Origin of the sequence: Microbacterium sp. SSM24, assembly GCF_025989145.1 — a bacterium.
Taxonomy (GTDB): Bacteria; Actinomycetota; Actinomycetes; order Actinomycetales; family Microbacteriaceae; genus Microbacterium.
In genome coordinates this window covers 1,008,194-1,029,183 of record NZ_JAPDNQ010000001.1, presented here as the reverse complement: position 1 = coordinate 1,029,183, position 20,990 = coordinate 1,008,194, and the positions used below count along the sequence as shown (strand labels likewise).

Sequence of the window (20,990 nt, the reverse complement as noted above, 5' to 3'; positions counted from 1 at the left end):
CATGCCCGCCCGCACGGACAACGTCACCGACCCGCAACTGGCCGCATCGCTTCTGCTGATGCGTCGGGGTCAGGCGGTCTGGGCGCGTCAGCTCGCCGAACTCCCTGACGATCGATTCGACGAGCCATCCCTCCTTCCGGGGTGGACCCGTCGACACCTCGTGGCTCATGTGGGATTCAACGCGCGCGCGGTCGCACGCCTCGTCGAGTGGGCGCGCACTGGGGTGGAGAACCCTATGTACAGCTCCGACACGCAGCGTGCCGAGGAGATCGCCTTCGGTGCGACGCTCCCGGTCGAGGCGCTGCGCCACCTCGCCGCGCACGCCGCCGTGCATCTGGACGTGGAGTGGCGCGACCTTCCGGAAGCCGCGTGGCTCCACCAGGTGCGCACGGCGCAGGGACGCCTCGTCCCGGCCACGGAGACGGTCTGGATGCGCACCCGCGAGGTGTGGATCCACGCGGTCGACCTGCGCAACGGGGCGAGCGTGCGGGACTTTCCCGATGTCCTGCACGATCTGCTGCTGGCAGATCTCATCAAGGTGTGGACGCGCAAGCGGACCGCCACAACGCCCGACATCATCCTGGCACCGACGGATCGGGCTGAGACCTTCTCGCTCCTGAGCGAGGGCGGGGCTGCCGCGTCGGAACCGCTGGTCATCGTGGGCTCTGCGGCGGATGTCGTGGGCTGGGGGATCGGGCGATCGATGCGAGGGGTGGCCACGGCATCGGGGGGAGAACCGCCGCGCCCCCCGGATTGGCTGTAGAGGCGCTCGATGTTCATCGATGCCTCGACTCTGGACGCCGCAGGGACGTACCGGCTCCTGGTCGGTTCGGTCATCCCGCGCCCGATCGCTTGGGTGACGTCGGGAGTCGCGCCGAAGCCGGTCAATCTCGCACCGTTCAGCTCGTTCGCCTGGGTGAGTCAGCACCCGGCGATGCTCGGTTTCACGATCAATCGCCGGCCGACGGGACGCAAAGACACCGTCCGCAACATCGAGGAAGACCGAGAGTACGTCGTCAACATCGCCGGCGAGGACATGCTCGAGCAGCTGCATTCCAGCTCGACCTGGCTCGGCCCGGAGGAGAGTGAGGCCGAACTGCTTGGCCTCGAGCTCTCGCCATCGCGACTCGTCAGTGTCCCACGGCTTGCGCGCGTGCCGATCAGCATGGAGTGCGTCCACGAACGAACCATCGTCTTCAGTCCGACCGGAGGAGAGTTCGTCGTCGGCCGGGTCGTCGGCTGGCACGTCTCTGACGACGTCATGACCGGAGGACGAATCGACACCGAGCTGGTCCGCCCCCTCGGGCGGCTCGCCGGTCCTCGCTACACCCGGCTCGGCGAGATCACCGAGCTGCCTCCGGTGCCGGGCGGCTGATCCGCACGGGGACCGAGCAGGTCACCGGCAGGGCGGGTCCGCGTCGATCCTCATGATCGGACTGAGAGGTCCGGGCGGTCAGTCGTTCTCGGCCAGCCAGGCGGCCGCGATCGTCGCGGCCGGAGCCTCCTGCTCGATGCTCTGGGTGTTGAGCGCCACAAGGCCCGCAGGAGTGAGAGCGGCGCTGATCCGATTGATCACGTCCGCGGCACCGCTGGGAAGGTCGGCTGATGCGATCGGAACGACGTGCGAGGCGAGGAAGAGGCCGGCGGGGTCGTCGAGGGCGACAAGCTCGGAGGACGACATCGACGGGCTGGCGGTGTAGATGATCGCGAGCTGTACCTGGTCATCGAGCAGCGCCTTCACGGTGAGCGGGCCGCCGCCGTCTTCGATGGGAGCGAAGCCGACGTCGACTCCGTAGCTCTTCTTCAGGCCGCTGGGCCCGTTCGGTCGGTCCTCGCCTTCGGAGTTCCCACCCAGGGTGAGCGGAACGGGCACGTCCGCGAGATCCGCGATGCTCTTGACCCCGTACTGCTCGGCGAACGCCTTCGTGACGACGTAGCTGTCCTCGTCGGTGGCGGCAGACTGATCCAGGACCTGCAGACCGTCGGGCACGGTCTCCACGAGGGCCGCGTAGACGTCGTCCGCCTTTCGGGCGGGGGTGTCGGGCTCCCAGACCTGCAGAAGGGGTCCGGTGTACTCGGGGAAGAGGTCGATGGCACCTGACTCGATCTCGGGGAGGTAGACCTCACGCTGTCCGATCCGGAATTCCCGCCGCACGTCGTAGCCGGCCTCCTCGAGCGCCTGGGCGTAGATCTCCGCGATGATCTCGTTGGAGTAGTAGTCCTGCGAGCCGATGACGATCGCCGCGTCCTCTTCGGATCCCGCGCCGAGCGGGTCCGCCGACGCGCACGACGCGAGCATGGCAGCGGTGCCGAGGACGAGGATGGCGAGAGCTGTCGGACGACGGCGGATCATGCGGTGTCTCCTTGTGTGCGGATGATATGGCGGTGGAGCTTCCCGAGGCCGGTCGCGGCCGCGGTGAACGAGAGTGCGAGGAGGATGACCAGGATGGAGCCGGCCAGCATCTCGGGATAGTCCCTGGACTTCAGTCCGGCGAAGATGTACCGACCAAGGCCGATGTCGGCGACGTACGCCGCAACGGTCGCGGTGGCCACGACTTGAAGAAGTGCGGACTGGATGCCGCCTCCGATGACCGGGAGTGCGAGTGGCAGCTCGACCTTCGTCAGCGTCTGCACAGACGTGTGGCCGACCGCGCGAGCGGCATCGGAGGTCGACCGCGGCACATTGGCCACGCCGGAGTATGAGGCAGCCAGCATCGAGGGCACGGCGAGGATGACGAGCGCGATGAGGGGAGCCCGCAGGCCGATCCCGAGCCACAGCGCGAACACGGTGACGAGGCCGAGAGTGGGAAGCGCTCGCGCGGCATTGGCGATCGCCGCGACGGTGCCCTGTCCGCGATGGCTGTGGCCCATCCATGCGCCGGCGGGCACGGCGACGATGATCGCGATCACCGTCACGATCAGGGTGACCGCGATGTGCTGAGCGGTTCGGGCGGGAATCCCGGACGGCCCCACCCAGTGCGCGGGATCGGCGAACCAGGCGATCGTCTCGGCGAAGAGATTCATGCGAATGCTCCCTCGCGCCGAAGTGTGCGGGTCCACGGCTGCGTCGCACGGCCGATACCGAGCAGGATCGCGTCGACGACGAGCGCGACGACCAGAGTCAGGACGATTCCCGTGGCGACCTCCGCGGCGATCCCTCGCTGGAATCCGTCGGTGAACAGGGTGCCGAGTGACGGGATGCCGATCAGGGCGCCGATCGTCGCGAGACCGATCGTGCTCATCGCCACGACTCGGGTGCCGGCCACGAGGACGGGTGCGGCCAGGGGCAGCTCGACGCGAAGGAAGCGGGCCGTCGGGTTGTGACCTGTGGCCGTGGCCGCTTCGAGTGATTCGGCGGGAACGGCCGCGAATGCGTCCGCCGTCGTTCGTGCGAGGAGGGCCACCCCGTAGACGGTGAGCGCCAGGATCATCGTCGCCGCCGAGCGCAGTGGCAGCCCGGTGATGATCGGGATGACGATGAGGAGAGGAAGCGAGGGAATCGCGTAGAGGATCCCGGTGACAGCCAGCAGCGCACCGCGACCGCGTCCCGAGGCTTGCGCGAACCTGCCGAGAGGAACGGCGATGAGGACCGTCAGCAGGATCGCGGGAATGCTGATGGCGAGGTGCGCTGCGAGGAGCGTGCCGATCTGCGCGAGATTCTGCGAGATCCAGTTCATCGCTCGAGGATCCCGATCGGTCGGCCGCTGCCATCGACGACCAGCTCGGAGCCGGCGTCCCCTCGCACGTGCAGGCTGCGGTCGCCGGTGGCGATGCCGAGCAGATCCGCGACGAAGGGGTCGGCCGGCGCCGTGAGCAGCTCGCCGGGAGTGCCGTCCTGCGCGATCCGACCGCCCTGCGCCAGCACGATGATCCGATCCCCGAGGGCCAGAGCCTCGTCCACGTCGTGCGTGACGAACAGGATGGTGGCCTTGGTCTGCTGATGGAGCGCCAGCGTCTCGCGCTGAAGAGCACGACGGGTGATCGGATCCACGGCTGCGAACGGTTCGTCCATCAGCAGGACCCGCGTGTCGGCTGCCAGTGCGCGGGCGACACCGACGCGCTGCTGCTGACCTCCCGACAGCTGTGCGGGGTACCGCGACGCCAGCTCGCTGTCGAGTCCGACCCGGCTGAGCATCGTCGTCGCCAGCTGGGCGGCATCCTTCCTGCTCATGCCATTCAGCCGGGGGACGGTCGTGATGTTCTCCGCGACGGTGCGATGCGGGAACAGGCCACTGGCCTGCATCACGTATCCGATCTCCCGTCGGAGTTCGACGGGGTTGCGCTCTCGGACGTCCGTGCCGCCCAGCAGAACGCGACCCTCGGACGGCTCGACCATGCGGTTGACCGTGCGCAGCAGCGTCGTCTTGCCGGAGCCGGAGGGTCCGAGGAGCACGACGAAGCTGCCACCCTCGATGGTGAGATCGATGTCTTGCAGGATCGGCTGCGTGCCATAGCTCACGCTCAGATGGTCGTAGCGGATCGCGGGGGATACAGCAGGCTGCATGCTCACTCCAAACGGGGCGGGAGTCAGATTCATTCCCTGGAACCTATTTCCCCGACATTGAAATCATAGGAGCGACCGAGCTCTTCCCGGAAGTTGGTTCCGAGGAATACACTTCGGGCATCGGGAGGTTCGCCATGTCCATGGACTATTTCTCTCGCCTCGTCAGCTACGAAACTCACCTGTGGAATCGGCTCGAGCGCGCCCTGATCGCAGCGGGTGGCGAGTCGATGGCGAACGTGATGGCCCTGCGCATCCTGGATCGTCACGGGGGTCGCGGGCGAGTCCACGAACTCAGTGACGAACTCGGAATCACGATGGGTGCTGCGAGCAAGCTCACAGACCGCCTGGAGCGGTCGGGTCTCGCCCTGCGGCGCCCTCATCCCGCAGACCGGCGGTCGTCTCTGATCACGCTCACGGAAGCCGGTCGCCGAGCGCTGAACGAAGCGGTCCAGGTGGTCGATCCCGTCCTTGGCGAACTCCTGCCGGGTCCGGAGGACCTCGCAGCGGCCGAGGCGACCCTTGCGCAGCTGGAGAAGCGTCTGGTCGATGCCAGCACGACGATCGCGACGGGTCGATGAGTCGCACGATGCGCGCCGTCGTCGCGCCGGAGCCCGGTCCCGCGAGTGTCCTCGAGCTCAGGAACGCACCCATCGTGGAGCCGTCGAGCGGTCAGGTGCTGATTCGTGTGAAGGCGTTCGGTCTGAACCGCTCGGAGATACACTTCCGCAGCGGCGTCGCGTCGAGCGGCTCGTTCCCGCGGATTCCCGGAATCGAAGCGACCGGGATCGTCGAGTCCGCCCCCGGTGGCCAGTTCGCGCCGGGGGAGCAGGTGGTCACGATGATGGGGGGGATGGGGCGCTCCTTCGACGGCGGCTACGCCGAGTACGTGACGGTCCCGGCCGCCCAGGTGATCGCCTTCACCAGTGCTCTGCCGTGGGCGCAGCTCGGCGCCGTTCCGGAGATGCTCCAGACTGCCGATGGATCTCTGAGAGTGGGCCTCCGGGCGGAGACAGGGCAGTCGCTACTCATCCGAGGCGGAACGTCGTCGATCGGACTGGCCCTCACGGTCCTGGCCAAGATGCGGGGCATGACGGTCTACTCCACGACCCGCCGGCCGGAGGCGGTCGCGCGGCTCCGGTCGATCGGTGCGGATCATGTGCTCATCGACGACGGGAGCATCGCCGCTCAGGTGCGCCGGCTGTGTCCCGACGGGGTCGACGGAGCAGTGGAGCTCGTGGGTGTCGACGTGATGAAGGACACCCTGCGCGCGGTACGCCCCGGCGGCGTCGTGTGCTTCACGGGAATGCTCTCCAACCACTGGGCGATCCCGAACTTCTACCCGATGGACTGGATCCCCAACGGCGTGCGCCTGACGGCGTACTCCGGCGAGGCGGCCGACCTCGCCCCGGAGACGCTCCAGGACTTCCTCGACGCCGTGGCGGCCGGGAGGGCGGTGATCCCGGTGGGCAAGACCTACCGCCTCGACGACATCGTCACCGCGCACGAGGACATGGAAGCGGGCCGGGTCGGCGGCAAAGGGGTCGTCGTCATCGACGACCGGGCGGGATGAGGAGCGTGTTCGCCCGACCTCGACACGAGTGACCGGCACGCGATACGCAAGAGGGTGGCGCACTCGGAGGAAGCGGCGCACACTGGCCACGACTCTGGTCAGATCACGTCGCGATGGGAGCATCACATGTCTTACAAGGTCGGATACTTCGTCGGGAGCCTCTCCTCGACGTCGATCAATCGGGTGCTGTCGATCGCGCTCATGAAGCTCGCGCCCGAGGAACTGGAGTTCACGGAGATCCCGATCCGCGATCTGCCCCTCTACAGCCAGGACTACGACGAGGACTTCCCGCCGGAGGCGGTCGCCCTGAAGCGTGCGATCGAGGGGTCGGATGCTGTGCTGTTCGTCACTCCGGAGTACAACCGCTCCATTCCCGGCGGATTGAAGAACGCGATCGACTGGGCGTCGCGACCATGGGGGAAGAACTCGTTCGATCACATCCCCGCGGCAGTGATCGGAGCATCCGTCGGGCAGATCGGCACGGCCGTCGCACAGCAGAGCCTTCGCGGTGTGCTCAGCTTCTGCAATGCACGTCAGATGACCGCCCCGGAGGCCTACATCCACTTCTCAGCCGAGGTGTTCGGCGCGGACGGCACCGTGCGCAACGCGGGCACCGAAGCGTTCCTCCGCGACTACATGGCCGAGTTCCGAGACCACATCCAGCGAGTGCTGACCGTCCTGCCGCGGCAGTCGTGAGCGCGCTTCGAGGATCAACGCCGGCCGTCCGAGAGTGCGGCGCCTGCGTTAGACGATAGCGAGGGCGTTCGCGGGGCTGCCCACCCCGCCGGTGAGGTTGAGCGGCTCCGCGGTCACGAGGAAGTCGTAGTGCCCGGAGCCCGCGCACTCGGTCGCGAGCGCGTCCAGATCCCACAGCTCCCCGATGGACAGCCCGAGCAGGGGAATCAGGATGCGGTGGAGCATGCCGGTGTGCGAGGACCGGGCGAGACGGCCGGTCTGCTCCGCGATGGTCGTCAGAGCCGACTCCGTGGCGGGCCACGGCTCGAGCGCGATGTTGTCCGCGGCGACCAAGGCGATCTGGTTGTCCCACAGCCAGGCTGCCGTCTCCTCCTGTGCCGCGAGCCCCGGACTCGCCAGGGGATCAGCGCGGGTCGCCCCGGCGCGACGGATGTGTTCGAGCCACCCCGTGCGGATGAGCAGGATGTCTCCGTGGAGCAGCGTCGTGCCCTGCTCGCGCAGGGTTGCCGTGAGGTCGGAGACGGGTATGGGCTCGGGGGAATCCTGCTCGATCGGCCGACCCGCGGCATCACGGTAGCGCGCGACATCGGCGAGGACTCCGCGGCCGACTATTCCCCGTTGCGCCACCGCCTGGATTCCCAGGTCCCCGGTTCCGGCGATCAGGCGATCACCCGGGACGCCGTTGTAGAACCCGTGATCGGGGTGGGCGAAATGCCGCAGCCCGTCGATCTGCGTCGAGGCTTGCGTGAACAGGTTGTCGATCCGTTCGTCCCGGTGGAACTCGTTCAACCCGAACACGTGGTGCTCGATCGCCCCCCGGTGGGCGATGAGCGGCGGGTCGAACGCGTCGAGCGGAAGGTTCAGGTTGAGGAGCAGCCCCTTGCGCACCGAGCCGAGCGCGGCGCGAACCCGCTCGGATGTCAGGAAATTGAGCGTGCCGACCTGGTCACCCTCGCCGAACAGTCCCCACGCCGTGCCGCGGAGGGCGCCCGAGCGGTCGCCGAGTTCGCGGTAGGAGGGGAACTGGTCGGAGGGCATGGCGGATCGTGCGCGACCGGCGTCACCCGGGCTCGGTGTCGCCGGCGGAAGGCATGACCTGATGGATCTCGATCATGTTGCCTGCAGGATCGGTGAGGAAGATCTGGTGCCAGCCCTCGACCGACCAGATCCCCCAGTCGTCGAAGGGGATGCCGTTGTCGGTCAGTTGCTGCTTGATCTCTTCGATGTTGTCGGTGCGGAACGCGAAGTGGCCCTGGATGAGAGGGTTGACCGAATGCCCCTCCTGGGCGGCGAGGTACGGCTGGCGCTTGGTGGCGTGGATCTGGAGCTCCGTCGGATCGCCGGCCTCGAAGAATTTGGCGCTGTCGTCCCACGCTGCGTCTCCGTCGTCGGTACCGCTCGCGGAGGTGGCGATCATCGGCGGCGACGGGAGAAGCGTGAGGCCTAGAGCCTCCCCATAGAACTTCGTGAGGATACTCATGTCGTCAGAGGTGACGTTCACGTGATGGAGACGCAGAGTGGCCATGGTGTGTCCTTTCGGTGCGATCCGATCGCATCCGTTGATGTGCTCGCGCGTGCAGCTGACCGTGAGCCCGAAAGTCCATGCGTCGTCAGGCGCCTCGTCCTCGAGTCGGAGATCTCCGCTGCTTCCCCCCGAGAATAAGGACCTTCATCTATTCCTGTCCAATACCGATAAGGAAGGGATTATTAGCGAAGCGGGAAAGGTCAGGCGTCGGCAGTGAGCCCTCCGAAGCCTTGAGCACGGTGCGAAGCGCCGGGGACGGATCCGCGCGTCGCCACGCGAGAGTGGCGAACATGTGGCTGGGACTGATGTCCTCCAGCGGAAGGTACACGACCTCCATCGGCTGGACGGGCTGCACCGTGCTCAGCGTGATCGTGACGCCGACCCCCGCGGCGACGAGTGCGAGTGCCGTCGCGGAGTCAGGCGCGTACTGCGTCACCCGCGGAGTGAAGCCGGCTGTCACGCAGAGCGCGGACATCGTGGCCTGGAGGATCGAGCCCTGGTCGTCGGGAAGGCTGATGAAGCCCTCGTTGCGCAGGTCCGTCAGACGCACGCTCTCCCGCCGTGCCAGGCGGTGGCCCGTCGGCAATGCGCAGACGATCTCCTCCACCTCGATCACCCGGAAATCGAGGTCGGGGTCGGGGGAGGGCAACCGGGCGAAGGCGAGATCCAGTGACCCGTCTCGGAGCATCTCCATCGCTGTGAAGACGTACGCCTGCGACTGCAGTTGCAGCTCGATCCCCGGGTGGAGCTCTCGAATCGCACGGCTCAGGATCGGGAGGGATCGCTGTGTCGAGGCGCCGGCGAATCCGACGCGGACCCGGCCGGTCTCGCCGGCGACGATCGCCTCTGCGACGGCGCGAGTGAGGGAGAGCTGGGTCAGGACCTGCCGGGCGGGGCCGAGAAGTCGCTGCCCGGCATCCGTGAGGGTGACGCTGCGAGTGCTGCGAGTGAAGAGCGAGACCTTCAGGTCGGCCTCAAGCTGTCGGATGCGATTGCTCAAGGGCGGCTGCGAGATGTGCAGGCGGGCCGCAGCACGACCGAAATGGAGTTCCTCGGCGACCGCGACGAATGCCTCGATGTCTCGCAATTCCACGTCGGATCCTCCCCGATTCGGTCGACATTATTATCCCCCGCGTATCAAAGCCGCGACCACTGGTATTTGACGAGCGACGAGTGCACTGGTTCGGTTGGGACAACGGGCTAGCGTTTCCGCCAGGACAGGGCGGTTCGCGAGGAGGGCGTGTTGACATGGTGGAGCGACTGCTGGTCACGGGTGGAGCCGCGGGCATCGGCCTCGCGATCGCTCGGCACGGCCTCGCGCAGGGGTGGGATGTCACGGTCATCGACCGCGTCGCCTCCGTCGCAGGCAGGTCGGTGATCGCGGATCTGTCGGATAGCGACAGCACAGCGGCCGCGCTGAAGGAGACGCTGGAGGACGGTCCGGTCACTCGCTTGGTGAACAACGTCGGGGCTGTGTTCCCGGCATCCCTCGAGAGCCAGAGCTTGGAAGACCTGGACAGCTCGTTCGCGCTCAACCTCCGAGCAGCGATCCAATGCACCCAGGCGCTCGTGCCGGGGATGGCCGCGGCGGGGTTCGGGCGGATCGTGAACATGTCCTCCCGCGCAGTTCTCGGGAAGGAACTGCGCACCGCCTATGCCGCCGCGAAGGCCGGACTGATCGGCGTCACGCGAGTGTGGGCTCTGGAATTGGGTGCGCGCGGAATCACCGTCAACGCGATCGGCCCCGGCCCGATCGCAACCGAGCTTTTCATGAAGGCGAACCCGTCCGACTCCCCGCGCACGCGAGCGATCGTCGAGTCGGTGCCGGTGGGGCGGCTGGGGACGCCCGAAGATGTGGCGCACGCCGCGGGCTACTTCCTCGACGGGCGTTCGGGGTTCGTGACGGGGCAGACCCTCTACGTGTGCGGCGGTCTCACCGTCGGTGTCGCGGCCATCTAGGAAGGCTTCACGACGGCCGCGGGTGCCGGAGACGGCGACCCACCGCTGTTCAGCGCTCGCGCCCGAGCTCTTCGAGCCAGCGCAGCCACACCTCGCTGACGGTCGGATACGCGGGAACGGCATGCCACAGCCGATCTATCGGCACCTCGCCGACGATCGCGATCGTCGCCGAGTGCAGCAACTCTGCGATATCGGGCCCGACGAAGGTCGCGCCGACGAGAACTCGTCTGCCCGTGTCGACGATCGCGCGAGCCCGTCCCTGATAGTGGTCGGCGTGAGTGCTCGCGCCCGACACCCACGACAGGTCGTAGTCGAGGACGCGGATGTCGAGTCCGGCTGCGCGCGCCGAAGACTCGGTGTGGCCGACCGAGGCGACTTCGGGATCGGTGAAGGTCACCTGCGGCACGGCGGCGTGATCGGCGGTGGCGACGTGCCTGCCCCATCGTGCATCATCGACTTCCGCTCCGCGGGCGCGCGCCACGATCGCGTCACCCGCAGCGCGGGCCTGATACTTGCCCTGGTGTGTCTGGAGCGCGCGGTGGTTGACGTCTCCGACGGCGTACAGCCAGTCGACACCCCGTACGCGGAGTGTGTCGTCGACACCCAGCCATGATCCGGGAGCAATCCCGATGCTCTCGAGCCCCAGGTCAGCTGTCCGCGGAACGCGCCCGGTCGCCACGAGGACCTCGGCCGCGCGCCGCCGGGATCCGTCGGACATCGTGAGTTCGACGTCGCCCCCTGGCTCGCGCGATGCCGCCACGACATCGACGCCTGTACGTACGTCGACTCCGACCTGACGCAGTGCCCGGGCGACAGCCTCGCCCGCGAAAGGCTCCATCGAGCCGAGTAGGCCCGAGCGTGCGATCACGGTGACTGCGCATCCGAACGACGAGAAGAGCGTCGCCATCTCGCAGCCCACCACGCCGCCGCCGAGGATCACGAGGGAGGACGGCACCGCCCGCACCGCCGTGGCATCGCGGCTCGTCCAGGGCGCGGCATCCCTCAGGCCTTCGATGTCGGGAAGCAACGCCGCCGACCCCGTCGACACGACGACTGCATGCCGTGCCGTGAGGGTGATCGACTCCGTGCCGTCGCCGCCGTGGACGCAGACCTCCCGCTCTCCCGTGAGGCGACCGTGTCCTCGCACGAGGTCGATCCCGGACTTCTCGAGCCAGTCCACCTGCGACGTGTCGTCCCAATCGTGCACGATCGCGTCGCGCCGGCGAAGGGCGGCCGCCACATCGACGGATCCGATGACCGACTGACGGGCGCCGTCGACATCGCGGGCGGCGCGCAGAGCGGCGCCGCTGCGCAGCAGGGTCTTCGACGGCATGCACGCCCAGTAGGAGCACTCGCCGCCGACCAGCTCACTCTCGACGATGACGACCGACAGACCGCCGTGCTTTGCGCGGTCCGCAACGTTCTCGCCGACCGGGCCGGCTCCGATCACGACGACGTCATACTCCCGAGCTGTCATGGGTCCCACGCTACAAGCGCGCCGGGACGTAGGGCCGGTGGGCGGACCGCAGTTCCGTGACAGCCCGATGCCCCATCGGAAGCACGCGGTGCCTCGTCGCGTCGTCCAGGGGGATTGCGGTCTCGCCCGATCGGCGTACACTCGCGCACGAGTCGAGAACCCGACGAGCCTCAACGAATCGAATACTCGCCTATTCCTCATATGTAATGCGCACCACCCCCAGGTGTGCATGCAGAAGGAAGGACGAGACGATGAGGCTCTCATACGATTCCGCACGCGCACACACGGCGGCGCCCCCGCTCAGAAGGCGATCGAGATTGCGCGCCTCCACTCGCGGATCGACCGTCGCGCTGGCTCTGTGCACCGCCGCTGTTCTGGGTCTGCCGACGGCCTCGATCGCCGCTGACGACACGGCCCCCGACGAAACCAGCACCTCTCAGGAGCTCATCGACGGCCGCACTCAGGCCCTGCCCCCGGGAGACCGCTGGGACGAGGACCGGCAGGCGACTCGTCGAGCGCGGGCAATGCTGCAGCGGATGACCCTCGAGGAGAAGGTCGACATGCTGCACGGCGAGCTGAACAACTTCTTCGGCTTCTACAACGCACCGATCGAACGCCTGGGCATCCCGGCGCTCACGATGGCGGACGGCCCGGCAGGAACCCGCATCGGCAACCCGGATGTGAACGGACAGCGCGCGACACAGCTGCCGTCCCCCATCTCGCTGGCAGCCACGTGGGCGCCCGCGCTCGCCGAACAGTACGGCGATCTCGCGGCCGAAGAGGCCTTCAGCACGGGTCACAACGTGCTGCTGTCACCGGCCGTCGACATCGCGCGGGTGGCGCAGGCCGGCCGAGCGTTCGAGGCGTTCGGCGAGGACCCGCTGCTGAGTGGAACCACCGGCGCCGCGCAACTGCGGGGAATCCAGTCCAATCCGGTCATCGGCGACATCAAGCACTACAACGTCTACACGCAGGAGACCAACCGGCTGTTCGGCGGCAACGCCGTCATCGACGAGCGCACGCTGCAGGAGATCTATATGAGGCCGTTCGCGATCGGAGTCCGAGATGGTCGACCGGGATCGGCGATGTGCTCGTTCAACAAGGTCGGCGGAACGTACGCCTGCGAGAACGACGAACTGCTCAACATGATCCTGAAGCAGCAGCTGAAGTTCCAAGGCTGGGTGATGAGCGACTACGGCGCAACTCACAGCACTGTGCCCGCCATTCTCGGCGGGATGGACCAGGAGATGCCGGGGAACTTCAGTCCGAACGAACAGCCCGGCAACTGCTTCTTCTGCGGACCGCTCATTGCCGCGGTCAACGCGGGCGAGGTGCCGATGTCCCGCATCAATGATGCGGTGCTGCGAATCCTGCGGCCGATGTACGCACTGGGCCTGTTCGATCTGCCGCCGGTGATCGAACCACTGCCCGAGGCGGAGCATGGCGCCGAGGCGCGCGCCATCGCCGAACGCGGGATGGTTCTGCTGAAGAACGAAAGCGCGCTCCCGCTCGACGATCGGGTGCGGTCGATCGCCGTCATCGGTGCAGATGCCGACGTCGTCGTTCAAGGAGGCGGAAGCTCAGCCGTCAAGCCGACATACACCGTGAGTCCGCTCGAGGGAATCCAGTCGCGCGTAGCGGACGGCGTCGCAGTGAACCATCTTCCGGGCACCGATCCGGTCACATCCGCCGCCCTGCTTCCGGGACCGGACCCGATTGCGTCGGACTACCTGACGCCGCCCAGCGGAACGGGTGACGGCCTCCGGGTGGAGTACTTCCTCAACACGGAGCTCTCCGGCACACCGGCTCTCGATCGCATCGAGCCTTATGCCGGCCTGTACGGCGGCTTCTTCCTGTTCGGCGGGCTCAACGCGAACTCCCCGCACCTGTCCCCGCCACCGGCGTCGATCAACGGCAATTCCTCGGTGCGGTGGACGGGCACGCTCACGCCCCCGGTCGACGGCATGTACGAGCTGTCCATCGCGACCAACGGGTCCTCGACCGTGTTCCTCGACGACGAGCCGGTCGCGACCACGGTCGGCACCCCGACGACCCAGGTCACGACCGCGAGGGTGGACCTGACCGGCGGCACCGAGTACGACCTGCGAGTGGAGTTCGCCTACCCCGTCGAGTCGGGGGTGCCCGACGCGGGACCCACGTTCCAACTCGGCTGGACTCCGCCCGAAGGCGTCGTGGCGCCGCAGGCTGTCGCGGCGGCGGCGCTCGCCCGCGACTCGCAGGCGGCCATCGTGGTCGTCCGCGACTACTCCAGCGAGGGAGGGGACCGGCCCGATCTTGATCTGCCGAACGGTCAGGAGGAGCTCATCCGGCAGGTCGCGGCGGCCAACCCCCGCACGATCGTCGTCCTCACCTCGGGCGCGGCGATCCAGACATCCGAGTGGGAGAGCGGAGTGCCGGCGATCCTGCAGGCCTGGTACGGCGGGCAGGAGCAGGGCAACGCCATCGCGCGGATCCTGTTCGGTGACGTGAATCCGTCCGGCCGCCTGCCGATCACCATCCCGGTCGACGAAGGCAGCACTCCGGTCAGCTCGCCGGAGCAGTATCCCGGAGACGGCGTGAATCAGGAGTTCACCGAAGGGATCTTCGTCGGTTATCGCGGGTACGAGGAATTCGGGATCGAGCCGCAGTACGCGTTCGGTCACGGACTTTCGTACACCACCTACGAGTACGCGAACCTGCAGGTGAAGGCCTCGAAGGGATCGAATGGCAAGGGGAAGAAGCTGGAGGTCGAGGTGACCGTTCGCAACGCCGGGAAGGTTGCCGGAATCGAGACCGTGCAGGTCTACGTCGGCCATCTCCCCACGCGTCAGGTCGAGACGGCGGGGAAGGCGCTCGCAGGCTGGACACAGGTCGAACTGCGACCCGGAGAACGCCGACGCGTGACGGTGACGCTCTCGCCGGAATCCTTGTCGTACTGGGACGTGGACCGCGATCGCTGGCGCACTCCGTCCGGGCGGCTCCCGGTGTACGTCGGCTCATCGTCCGACGACATCCGGCTGACCGGCGAGGCGCGAGTCCGCTGACGCCCCCAGTGGATGCCTCCGCCCGGCGCCCGCTGGTGCCGGGGCGGAGGTCTTCTCGCCGGAGCGGCTGCTGTCCTGGATCGATACTCTCTGAATATGAAACGTGACTCATTCGGTATTTCTGCTCCCGAGGGTGACGGCCTACCGTTGCAGTCGTCGGGACGAGTCGCTGTTCCCCTCCTCGACACCAGGGCGCTGAGGTACTTCATCGCCGTGGCTGAGGAACGCCACTTCGGACGGGCGGCCGAGCGCTTGATGATGGCTCAGCCTCCCCTCTCGCAGCAGATTCGGCGGCTCGAGAACTCGCTGGGGACGAAACTCCTCAATCGCACAACGAGGAGCGTGGACATGACGGCAGCAGGTGAGGTCCTGCTCGTCCGCGGCCGGCGACTCCTCGAGGATCTTCAACGGCTGGAAACCGACGTACGCCGGATGGGGCAGGGGCTTCAGGGCACACTGCGCATCGGCTTCACCGGGTCCGCGACCTACGGGCTCATGCCCCGTGTGTTCCGGGAGTCGGCATCCGCCTTCGACGGACTGGCTCTGGAGGTGGTCGGTGAACTGCTCACACCCGAGTTGACGCAGCGGCTCGTGGATCACCGCCTCGACGTCGCGGTGCTCCGACCGCCGGTGGACTCGGCGGGGGTGGATTGGTCGCCCATCCTCGAAGAACGACTGATCGCCGCCATCCCGTCGCGGTCGGCGATGAGCAGGCGGGAGAGGCTGTCGCTGACGGAGTTGGCGTCTCACCCGCTCGTCGGCTATCCGGAAGAATCGTCCGTTTCGCAGACCGTCGCCGCCGAGTGCCTGCGCCGCGGGATCGCGCTCAAGGTGGACCAGAGGGTCTCCGAGACCTCGACGCTGCTCTCGCTCGTCGCCGCCGGCGTCGGAAGCGCGATCGTGCCGGAATCCGCCACAGCGCTCAGCCTCGGGCACACGTCGTTCCGCGAGATCGTCGATGCTCCCTCCGTCCAGCTCGCGATCGCCTGGCGCACGGGCGACGAGTCACCCGTGCTCCAGCGCTACATCCCGTTCCTTCAGAAAGTCATTCTCGCGTCGCAGAAGGGCATCCGATGATCATCGACCGAGTCGAGGCTGTGCCCTACCGGATCCCCATGCGGAAGCCCTTGCGCTTCGCCAGCGGAGAAGTGCTCGAGCTGGAGCATGTGCTTCTTCGTATCGGCACCGCTGAGGGCATCGTCGGTGTCGCCGACATCCCACCGCGTCCCTACACCTACGGGGAGACGCAGGCATCCGTCGCGGCCGTCATCGAGACGGTCTTCGCGCCCGCGCTGATCGGCTCGAACCCGCTCGATCGCGGGCAGATCCATGCCCGGCTGCACAGGACGGTGGGCAACGTCGCAGCCAAGGGCGGGGTGGACATCGCGCTGTGGGATCTGATCGGCACGTCGCTGGGCCAGCCGGTTCACCGCCTGCTCGGCGGCCACTCCGATTCGCTGCGGGTGTCGCACATGGTGGGATTCGCGAGCGGACCGGAGATGGTCGCCGAGGCCATCGAGCACAGGGATCGCTACGGCATCGAGGTCTTCAAGGTGAAGGTGGGACGCCGGCCGCTGCGGCTGGACATCGACGCGTGCCGAGCCCTCAGAGAAGCGCTGGGCCCGGACGTCGAACTGTACCTGGACGCGAATCGCGGCTGGACCGCAGTGGAGGCGATGGAAGTGCTCGACGCCACGGCCGACCTCGGGATCACCTTCTTCGAAGAGCCCTGCGACGCCGCCGAGGTGCTCGGACGCCGGCGTCTGGTCACGCACTCCCGCATCCCGATCGTGGCGGACGAGAGCGTGCCGACGCTCGGAGATGCCGCGCGCGAGCTCATGACCGGCGGGGCGAGTGCGCTCAGTATCAAGACCGCGCGCACCGGATTCACCCAGTCGCAGCAGATCCTGGCGCTTGCCGAGGGCCTCGGCATCGAGGTCATCATGGGCAATCAGATCGACACTCAGATCGGCAGCACCGCGACGGTGGCATTCGGCGCCGCGTTCTCGCACTCATCGCGCAGAGCGGCGGAGCTGTCGAACTTCCTCGACATGGCCGACGACCTCATCGCCGAACCGCTGCGGATCTCGGGCGGACGCGTTGAAGCGCCGTCGGTGCCCGGCGTCGGTGCGGGGATCGACGAGGACAAGCTCGCGTTCTACCGACTCGATGCGCGGGTGGCCTGATCATGCTGTACCACGTGCGGATGGATGTGCATCTGCCGGTCGATCTCGATCCCGCAACCGCGCAGGAGATCAAGGATCGGGAGCGCGCCTACTCCCAGGAGCTGCAGCGCGACGGTCGGTGGCGTGAACTGTGGCGCGTCGTCGGCGAGTACTCCAACATCTCGATCTTCGACGTCTCGGGCAATGACGAACTGCAGGAGCTGCTCAGCGCGCTGCCCCTCTTCCCCTACATGCGCATCCGCGTCACGCCGTTGGCGCAGCATCCGTCCCGCATCTCCCCACCGGATCAGCCGGCCGGGGCACCACCCCAAGGAACAACGAAGGAGTTGGAATGAGCGACACCAGTTATGTCGATGAAGTGGCGGCGCGCGCTGCCGAATCAGGACGGACCGCCACCGAGCAGTTCCGTCAGCGCCTCGGCGGAGGCGGCGCTACCGATCAGGCGCGCGTCGATCTGCTGGCCTCGCGAGTGATCAAGGCGATCAACGAGACCGTGATCGAGGAGCGCGTCACCTACGAGGAGTACAACGCCCTGAAGGCGTGGCTCATCAAGGTGGGGGAGGACGGCGAGTGGCCGTTGTTCATGGACGTGTGGGTCGAGCACTCCGTCGAGGAGGTCGCCAACGATCACCGCTCCGGCAGCAAGGGCACGATCGAGGGCCCCTACTATGTGCCGGATGCCCCCACGGAACCGTGGAACGGCACGATTCCGATGCGCGACGACGAGCCCGGTCGACCGCTGCTGTTCCAGGGTCAGGTGCGCGCGGTGGACGGCGCACCACTGGCGGGCGCGAAGGTCGAGCTCTGGCACGCCGACAATCTCGGCTTCTACTCCCAGTTCGCGCCGGGGGTTCCGCAGTGGAACCTGCGCGGCACGTTCATCGCCAACGACGAGGGTCGCTTCGAGATCCACACGATCGAGCCGGCGCCGTACCAGATTCCGACGGACGGCGCCTGCGGGCAGCTGATCGCCGCGGCAGGCTGGCACGCCTGGAGGCCGGCGCATCTCCACCTGAAGGTGTCGCACCCGGGTCACGAGCTGCTCACCACCCAGCTCTACTTCCCGGGCGACCCGCACAACGAAGACGACATCGCCGGGGCGGTCAAGCCGGAACTCATCCTCGCGCCGCGGCCGCGCGCCGGCGGTGACGGGTACGAGGTCGACTACGACTTCGTTCTCGACCCGGAGTGACACCCGCACGGGTGCGTCGCCTTCGCGTCGCACCCGTGCTCTCCCTCGGAAGGATGGCATGACCCGACCGGTTGTCGCGCTGTCAGCGCCGCTCGGACCCGCTCACGCCCCCTGGCTGGTGCTGGGGCCGTCGCTGGGCACCTCTGCCGAGGCGCTCTGGCATCGTGCCGCTGCGGAGCTCGCAGGTCATCGACTGGTGATGTGGGATCTGCCGGGACACGGTCGATCGCCGGCCGCGCACGGTCCGTTCACGGTCGGTGAGATCGCGGATGCCGTGCACGGCGCCCTCCGCGGCATCGGTGTCGAGTCGTTCCGCTACGCGGGGGTCTCACTCGGCGGGGCGGTGGGTCTCGAGCTGGCGCTGCGCTATCCGGATGACGTCGCGGCGCTCGTCGTCATCGCCTCCGCGGCCCGGCTGGGTACCGCGCCGGCATGGCACGAGCGAGCGGCCCTGGTGCGTGCGACGTCGACCTCCGAGTTGGTCGAGGGATCGACCGAACGCTGGTTCGCTCACGGCGGATCGCGCGTGGACCCGGATGTCCGCCGAGCACTGCTGGAGTCGCTTCGGCAGGCCGACGATGAAAGCTACGCACGATGCTGCGAGGCGCTCGCCGACTACGACGTGCGCGAGCGCCTCCCCTCGGTGACCGCCCCCGTGCTCGCCGTGTGGGGTGAGCACGATCTGGTCACCCCCTTTGCGGCTGCGGACGAGGTCTCCCGCGGCGTCGCGAACGGGCGGATCGCGCGGATCGGCGAAGCGGCGCATCTCCCCCCGGCGGAACAGCCGCGCGCGACAGCGCACGAGATCGACGCCTTTCTCGGGGGCATCGACTCGACCTCTCCCCGCGGCTGACCCGCTGAGAAGCCACACGAGGAGCGTCGGCGGCCCGTCGGCGCAGCGCAGTCACACGACCGGGTCGCCGCGCCAGGCACGCCGGAGCAGGATCCGCAGGTCGTCTGCCGTCACCGGGCGAGGATTGGATGCAGGGGCGGCTTCCGCGGCAGCCTCGACGGCGCGCGCGATCTGAGACTCGCCGAGGCCGAGCGAGCGGAGTGAGGGCGGCCCTCCCAGCTCTCCACGCAACCGCCACAGGCCGATCGCGGCACCGGTGCCCCCGAGCGATTGGGAGATCACGGCTGCGGCCTCGGGTGCCGCGGGGGCGTTGTACTCGACCACGTAGGGCAGGATCACCGCGTGCGTCTCCGCGTGGGGAAGGTCGAACATGCCGCCCAGCACATGACAGATCTTGTGGTGCAGGCCAGCGCCGGCGGATGCGAATGCCACCCCCGCAAGATATGCGCCGCAGAGCATGGACTCGCGAACGGCAGCGTCGTCCGACAGGGATGCCGTCGCGCGCAGCCCGGCGAGGAGCAGGTGAAGCGCCTCCGCGCTGTGCGCGCGATTGATCGGGTCTGCGCGCGGCGCCCACAGAGAGTCGATCGCGTGCGCGATCGCGTTCACGCCCGACATCCCCCTCTGCCGCGGTGACAGGCTCGCGAGGAGAATGCTGTCGTAGATCACGATCTGCGGCAACGCTCGAGGGTCGGCTCCGGTCTCTTTGCGACCGTTCTCTGTGATTCCCCAGGTATCGGTGGCCTCCGAACCTGAGTAGGTCGTCGGGACCGCGATGATAGCCGCGCCCGTTCGCACCCCGACGATCTTCGCCAGTCCCATCGCGGACCCGCCCCCGACGGCGACCACCGTGTCCACGCTGTTCGAGATCGACGCGCTCACCGCAGCAGCCGCCGTGACCGAGGGAACATGCTGCGCCACCTGGTCGATTCGCGCGACCACCCGGCTGTGTCCGGCAACGGAGTCCGCGAGGGCGCGTGAGGACGCAGACGCGATGAGGAGCACACGGCTCCCCTCGCTCTCGTCGATCGTCGATCGCGTGCGTGCGGCGGCCTGGCCCTGTGCGAAAACGACCCGCTGCTGCGGCGTCGTGTGATCGAAATCACGTCTCATTCCTTCCCCGCACGTCTGGCCGGCCGTCGATTCCACCATGCTCTGCACGCCGATCTCACACGAGACGGAGCTCGGCCTCGATCGCGGCGGCGGTGCGCTGCAGAAGGGGGAGGTGCTGCCCGACCACATGCTCGACGGAGTCACGGGTGGCGCTCGTGGACACATTGATGGCGGCCACGACAGCGCCGCGACTATCGTGCAGCGGCACGGCAACCGAACGCAGGCCGAGCTCCAACTCCCCGTCGACGAGGGCCCAGCCTTTGATCCTCACCCGCTCGAGCTCGGCCCGCAGCTCATCGACGTCGGTCACCGTGCGCTCAGTCAGGGCAGGGCGAACGGATGCTGTGAGCAGCGCAATCTGCGCGGACTCCGTCATCGACGACAGGAGGACGCGCCCCATCGAGGTCGCGAAGGCGGGGAACCGTGTTCCGATCGTGATTCGCACGCTCATGATTCGCCGAGTCGGCACGCGAGCGACGTAGACGATGCTGTCGCCGTCGAGCACCGCGGCCGACACGCTCTCGTCGACCTCGCGTGACAGCGACTCCAGGTGGGGCTGCACGACGTCCGGGATCGACAGCGCGGAGAGGAAGCTGAACCCGAGCTCGAGCACGCGCGGAGTGAGGGCGAAGGTCCTTCCACCCGCGGGCTCGGCAGAGCCGCGGACGTAGCTCACCTGCTCGAGGGTGCGCAGGAACCGTCCGGCGGCGGCGCGCGTGATCCCCGCGCGGCGCGCCACCTCGCTCAGCGTGAGTTCGGGATGCTCCGCATCGAACGCGCGTATCACGGCAAGCCCGCGAACCAGGGACTGAACGGTGTCTCTCCCCGCTCCTGCGCCAGGATTCTCGCTGTTCTCGGTCACCGACTCACC

The 20,990-nt window shown here is 67.9% G+C and carries 22 protein-coding genes; 12 read left to right on the top strand and 10 right to left on the bottom strand.

Going from position 1 to position 20,990, the window contains the following annotated elements; translation table 11 throughout:
* The first annotated feature begins 1 nt into the window (after nt 1).
* Nucleotides 2-763 carry a maleylpyruvate isomerase family mycothiol-dependent enzyme gene (locus OL358_RS04790; protein WP_264708801.1) on the top strand — a complete coding sequence of 254 codons (762 nt, stop codon included), beginning with the start codon at nt 2-4 and terminating at the stop codon, nt 761-763.
* A 9-nt stretch (nt 764-772) separates the two neighbouring features.
* Nucleotides 773-1,375, top strand: a complete 603-nt coding sequence (locus tag OL358_RS04785; RefSeq protein WP_264708800.1) for a flavin reductase family protein — start codon at nt 773-775, stop codon at nt 1,373-1,375.
* 78 nt (nt 1,376-1,453) lie between these two features.
* On the opposite strand, the gene OL358_RS04780 is transcribed toward OL358_RS04785, so the two are convergent.
* Genes OL358_RS04780 through OL358_RS04765 form a run of 4 tightly spaced genes read right to left on the bottom strand, consistent with a single transcriptional unit; the run spans nt 1,454 to nt 4,504 of the window.
* Complete coding sequence (locus OL358_RS04780; protein WP_264708799.1) at nt 1,454-2,353, bottom strand: ABC transporter substrate-binding protein; 900 nt, start codon at nt 2,351-2,353, stop codon at nt 1,454-1,456.
* Nucleotides 2,350-3,024 (bottom strand): ABC transporter permease, encoded by a 675-nt coding sequence (locus OL358_RS04775; RefSeq protein WP_264708798.1) that lies wholly within the window; start codon nt 3,022-3,024, stop codon nt 2,350-2,352. Before OL358_RS04775 ends, OL358_RS04780 begins: the two co-directional genes overlap by 4 nt.
* Nucleotides 3,021-3,677, bottom strand: a complete 657-nt coding sequence (locus OL358_RS04770) for an ABC transporter permease (protein ID WP_264708797.1) — start codon at nt 3,675-3,677, stop codon at nt 3,021-3,023. Before OL358_RS04770 ends, OL358_RS04775 begins: the two co-directional genes overlap by 4 nt.
* A complete protein-coding gene (locus OL358_RS04765) occupies nt 3,674-4,504 on the bottom strand; it encodes an ABC transporter ATP-binding protein (RefSeq protein WP_264708796.1) in 831 nt (276 codons plus the stop codon). The genes OL358_RS04770 and OL358_RS04765 overlap by 4 nt, the downstream gene beginning before the upstream one ends.
* A gap of 140 nt (nt 4,505-4,644) precedes the next feature.
* Between OL358_RS04765 and OL358_RS04760 the strand changes: the two genes are divergently transcribed.
* The 3 genes from OL358_RS04760 to OL358_RS04750 all read left to right on the top strand — a co-directional run bounded on the left by OL358_RS04760 (nt 4,645) and on the right by OL358_RS04750 (nt 6,770).
* Complete coding sequence (locus OL358_RS04760; protein ID WP_264708795.1) at nt 4,645-5,082, top strand: MarR family winged helix-turn-helix transcriptional regulator; 438 nt, start codon at nt 4,645-4,647, stop codon at nt 5,080-5,082.
* A gap of 8 nt (nt 5,083-5,090) precedes the next feature.
* Nucleotides 5,091-6,074 carry a zinc-binding dehydrogenase gene (locus tag OL358_RS04755; RefSeq protein WP_264708794.1) on the top strand — a complete coding sequence of 328 codons (984 nt, stop codon included), beginning with the start codon at nt 5,091-5,093 and terminating at the stop codon, nt 6,072-6,074.
* A 126-nt stretch (nt 6,075-6,200) separates the two neighbouring features.
* Nucleotides 6,201-6,770, top strand: a complete 570-nt coding sequence (locus OL358_RS04750) for an NADPH-dependent FMN reductase (RefSeq protein ID WP_264708793.1) — start codon at nt 6,201-6,203, stop codon at nt 6,768-6,770.
* 48 nt (nt 6,771-6,818) lie between these two features.
* On the opposite strand, the gene OL358_RS04745 is transcribed toward OL358_RS04750, so the two are convergent.
* The 3 genes from OL358_RS04745 to OL358_RS04735 form a co-directional block, all read right to left on the bottom strand.
* Nucleotides 6,819-7,808 (bottom strand): cyclase family protein, encoded by a 990-nt coding sequence (locus tag OL358_RS04745; protein ID WP_264708792.1) that lies wholly within the window; start codon nt 7,806-7,808, stop codon nt 6,819-6,821.
* Nucleotides 7,809-7,830: 22 nt separating this feature from the next.
* Nucleotides 7,831-8,295: a VOC family protein gene (locus tag OL358_RS04740; RefSeq protein ID WP_264708791.1), complete on the bottom strand. Its 465-nt coding sequence runs from the start codon at nt 8,293-8,295 to the stop codon at nt 7,831-7,833.
* 148 nt (nt 8,296-8,443) lie between these two features.
* Entirely contained in the window at nt 8,444-9,388 is a 945-nt protein-coding gene (locus tag OL358_RS04735) for a LysR substrate-binding domain-containing protein (RefSeq protein WP_264708790.1), read from the bottom strand.
* A gap of 155 nt (nt 9,389-9,543) precedes the next feature.
* Between OL358_RS04735 and OL358_RS04730 the strand changes: the two genes are divergently transcribed.
* Nucleotides 9,544-10,254 carry an SDR family oxidoreductase gene (locus OL358_RS04730; protein ID WP_264708789.1) on the top strand — a complete coding sequence of 237 codons (711 nt, stop codon included), beginning with the start codon at nt 9,544-9,546 and terminating at the stop codon, nt 10,252-10,254.
* A 49-nt stretch (nt 10,255-10,303) separates the two neighbouring features.
* Here OL358_RS04730 and OL358_RS04725 read toward each other — a convergent pair whose 3' ends face one another.
* On the bottom strand, nt 10,304-11,731 hold the full coding sequence (locus OL358_RS04725) for a dihydrolipoyl dehydrogenase family protein (RefSeq protein WP_264708788.1): 1,428 nt from the start codon (nt 11,729-11,731) through the stop codon (nt 10,304-10,306).
* 317 nt (nt 11,732-12,048) lie between these two features.
* Here OL358_RS04725 and OL358_RS04720 point away from each other — a divergent pair, with 317 nt between their 5' ends.
* The 6 genes from OL358_RS04720 (at nt 12,049) to OL358_RS04695 (ending at nt 19,006) form a co-directional block, all read left to right on the top strand.
* Nucleotides 12,049-14,775, top strand: a complete 2,727-nt coding sequence (locus OL358_RS04720) for a beta-glucosidase H (protein WP_264708787.1) — start codon at nt 12,049-12,051, stop codon at nt 14,773-14,775.
* A gap of 147 nt (nt 14,776-14,922) precedes the next feature.
* Nucleotides 14,923-15,852 carry a LysR substrate-binding domain-containing protein gene (locus OL358_RS04715; RefSeq protein ID WP_264710235.1) on the top strand — a complete coding sequence of 310 codons (930 nt, stop codon included), beginning with the start codon at nt 14,923-14,925 and terminating at the stop codon, nt 15,850-15,852.
* Complete coding sequence (locus OL358_RS04710; protein WP_264708786.1) at nt 15,849-16,961, top strand: mandelate racemase/muconate lactonizing enzyme family protein; 1,113 nt, start codon at nt 15,849-15,851, stop codon at nt 16,959-16,961. Before OL358_RS04715 ends, OL358_RS04710 begins: the two co-directional genes overlap by 4 nt.
* Before the next feature lie 2 nt (nt 16,962-16,963).
* On the top strand, nt 16,964-17,296 hold the full coding sequence (gene catC, locus OL358_RS04705; RefSeq protein WP_264708785.1) for a muconolactone Delta-isomerase: 333 nt from the start codon (nt 16,964-16,966) through the stop codon (nt 17,294-17,296).
* Nucleotides 17,293-18,153 carry a catechol 1,2-dioxygenase gene (gene catA, locus OL358_RS04700; RefSeq protein WP_264708784.1) on the top strand — a complete coding sequence of 287 codons (861 nt, stop codon included), beginning with the start codon at nt 17,293-17,295 and terminating at the stop codon, nt 18,151-18,153. The genes catC and catA overlap by 4 nt, the downstream gene beginning before the upstream one ends.
* Nucleotides 18,154-18,211: 58 nt before the next feature.
* Nucleotides 18,212-19,006, top strand: coding sequence for an alpha/beta hydrolase (locus OL358_RS04695; RefSeq protein ID WP_264708783.1), 795 nt, complete (start codon nt 18,212-18,214; stop codon nt 19,004-19,006).
* A 51-nt stretch (nt 19,007-19,057) separates the two neighbouring features.
* On the opposite strand, the gene OL358_RS04690 is transcribed toward OL358_RS04695, so the two are convergent.
* Nucleotides 19,058-20,119, bottom strand: a complete 1,062-nt coding sequence (locus tag OL358_RS04690; RefSeq protein WP_264708782.1) for a maleylacetate reductase — start codon at nt 20,117-20,119, stop codon at nt 19,058-19,060.
* 55 nt (nt 20,120-20,174) lie between these two features.
* Nucleotides 20,175-20,981, bottom strand: coding sequence for an IclR family transcriptional regulator C-terminal domain-containing protein (locus OL358_RS04685; RefSeq protein ID WP_264708781.1), 807 nt, complete (start codon nt 20,979-20,981; stop codon nt 20,175-20,177).
* Nucleotides 20,982-20,990 lie beyond the last annotated feature (9 nt).

Coding starts and splice junctions, on each gene's coding strand:
- OL358_RS04770 (WP_264708797.1), bottom strand. CDS start 3,677: ATGAACTGGATCTCGCAGAATCTCGCGCAGATCGGCACGCTCCTCGCA.
- OL358_RS04775 (WP_264708798.1), bottom strand. CDS start 3,024: ATGAATCTCTTCGCCGAGACGATCGCCTGGTTCGCCGATCCCGCGCAC.
- catC (WP_264708785.1), top strand. CDS start 16,964: ATGCTGTACCACGTGCGGATGGATGTGCATCTGCCGGTCGATCTCGAT.
- OL358_RS04790 (WP_264708801.1), top strand. CDS start 2: ATGCCCGCCCGCACGGACAACGTCACCGACCCGCAACTGGCCGCATCG.
- catA (WP_264708784.1), top strand. CDS start 17,293: ATGAGCGACACCAGTTATGTCGATGAAGTGGCGGCGCGCGCTGCCGAA.
- OL358_RS04755 (WP_264708794.1), top strand. CDS start 5,091: ATGCGCGCCGTCGTCGCGCCGGAGCCCGGTCCCGCGAGTGTCCTCGAG.
- OL358_RS04765 (WP_264708796.1), bottom strand. CDS start 4,504: ATGCAGCCTGCTGTATCCCCCGCGATCCGCTACGACCATCTGAGCGTG.
- OL358_RS04760 (WP_264708795.1), top strand. CDS start 4,645: ATGGACTATTTCTCTCGCCTCGTCAGCTACGAAACTCACCTGTGGAAT.
- OL358_RS04690 (WP_264708782.1), bottom strand. CDS start 20,119: ATGAGACGTGATTTCGATCACACGACGCCGCAGCAGCGGGTCGTTTTC.
- OL358_RS04710 (WP_264708786.1), top strand. CDS start 15,849: ATGATCATCGACCGAGTCGAGGCTGTGCCCTACCGGATCCCCATGCGG.
- OL358_RS04695 (WP_264708783.1), top strand. CDS start 18,212: ATGACCCGACCGGTTGTCGCGCTGTCAGCGCCGCTCGGACCCGCTCAC.
- OL358_RS04745 (WP_264708792.1), bottom strand. CDS start 7,808: ATGCCCTCCGACCAGTTCCCCTCCTACCGCGAACTCGGCGACCGCTCG.
- OL358_RS04780 (WP_264708799.1), bottom strand. CDS start 2,353: ATGATCCGCCGTCGTCCGACAGCTCTCGCCATCCTCGTCCTCGGCACC.
- OL358_RS04740 (WP_264708791.1), bottom strand. CDS start 8,295: ATGGCCACTCTGCGTCTCCATCACGTGAACGTCACCTCTGACGACATG.
- OL358_RS04730 (WP_264708789.1), top strand. CDS start 9,544: ATGGTGGAGCGACTGCTGGTCACGGGTGGAGCCGCGGGCATCGGCCTC.
- OL358_RS04725 (WP_264708788.1), bottom strand. CDS start 11,731: ATGACAGCTCGGGAGTATGACGTCGTCGTGATCGGAGCCGGCCCGGTC.
- OL358_RS04785 (WP_264708800.1), top strand. CDS start 773: ATGTTCATCGATGCCTCGACTCTGGACGCCGCAGGGACGTACCGGCTC.
- OL358_RS04750 (WP_264708793.1), top strand. CDS start 6,201: ATGTCTTACAAGGTCGGATACTTCGTCGGGAGCCTCTCCTCGACGTCG.